We start from the raw sequence: 1,068 nt of genomic DNA on the forward strand, positions 1-1,068 counted from the left end.
ACCGGAGAACGTCGTCGTCTATCAGGTAAGGGAAAATTGAAGGCCCACAAATGCGGAGGCTTCAACGCCCGTTGACAAGTGTGCCTTGATCTTGGCAAAGGCCTGTTCAATCGGATTGAGATCGGGCGAGTAAGCAGGCAGGAACAGGAACCAGGCGCCTCTTTGCCTCAGACACTGCGCGGCCTTCTCGCTTTTGTGGACCGCGAGGTTGTCGAGGATCACCACATCGCCTGATCTCAGCGTCGGCGCGAGCTGTGTCTCGATGTAAGCCTCGAACGCCAAGCGGGTGATCGGACCATCAATCACCCACGGGGCGCTCAACTTGCTGCACCGCAGCCCGGCGATAAAGGTGTGCGTCTTCCAATGTCCGAAGGGAGCGCTCATGCGCAACCGCTGGCCTTTGCGCGAGCGCCCGCGCAGGCGGGTCATCTTGGTGTTGACGTAGGTCTCGTCCAAGAACACTAAGCGGTGCGGCTCTTGGCGCATGCGGGCCTGACGCTGTGTCTGCCAAACGCTGCGCTCATCCCGCACGTCGGCGCGTGCGCACTCCGCCGCCATCAGGTGTTTTTTCTAGGTGAAGCCGCGCCGGCACAGGAAGCGCGAGACCATCGCGGGAGCAGCCACAATCCCGTGCTCGTCCAGCAGCCTTGCGGCGAGCTCAGGCATGGTGATGGCCGGCCTTGCCTCGACGGTCTGGATCAGGAAGCTCTCATAGGGCACCAGCTTGCCGCGTCCCGGTGGACGGCCCTGACGGGCCGGCGCCGGTGAGCCGGTGTCCCGCGTGCGCCGCACCAGCTTGATGGCGCAGCTGTCGCTGACGTCAAAGTGCTCGGCGGCCGCCCGGCAGGAATGCCCCGCCTCGACAAAGTCGGCGACGCGCACCCGAAGATCGAGAGAATAGCAGTGACCCATGATCCACCTCCCGTTCCAGAGAGTGAATCACAGATCGCACTACGCCAAAACCCAGGAGTCGAATTTCCAGTCCGATGCTCTAGGGCGCGTTGACATTCATGATTCCCACGGGCTCGCAACTCTGATTCAAGCTCCTTTTCGGAGCGGAGGCTTGGG

The 1,068-nt window shown here is 62.3% G+C and carries 2 protein-coding genes; both read right to left on the reverse strand.

The genetic code is table 11. The annotated features are described in order from the left end of the window. Window positions 1–21: 21 nt before the first annotated feature. On the reverse strand, window positions 22–558 hold the full coding sequence (locus JKL45_RS30405; protein WP_281401842.1) for an IS630 family transposase: 537 nt from the start codon (window positions 556–558) through the stop codon (window positions 22–24). 12 nt (window positions 559–570) lie between these two features. Beyond that, on the reverse strand, window positions 571–912 hold the full coding sequence (locus JKL45_RS30410) for a helix-turn-helix domain-containing protein (RefSeq protein WP_246499135.1): 342 nt from the start codon (window positions 910–912) through the stop codon (window positions 571–573). Between the last annotated feature and the right edge of the window lie 156 nt (window positions 913–1,068).

The sequence above is a fragment of the Microvirga soli genome (assembly GCF_016734765.1).
GTDB classification, from domain to species: Bacteria; Pseudomonadota; Alphaproteobacteria; order Rhizobiales; family Beijerinckiaceae; genus Microvirga; species Microvirga soli.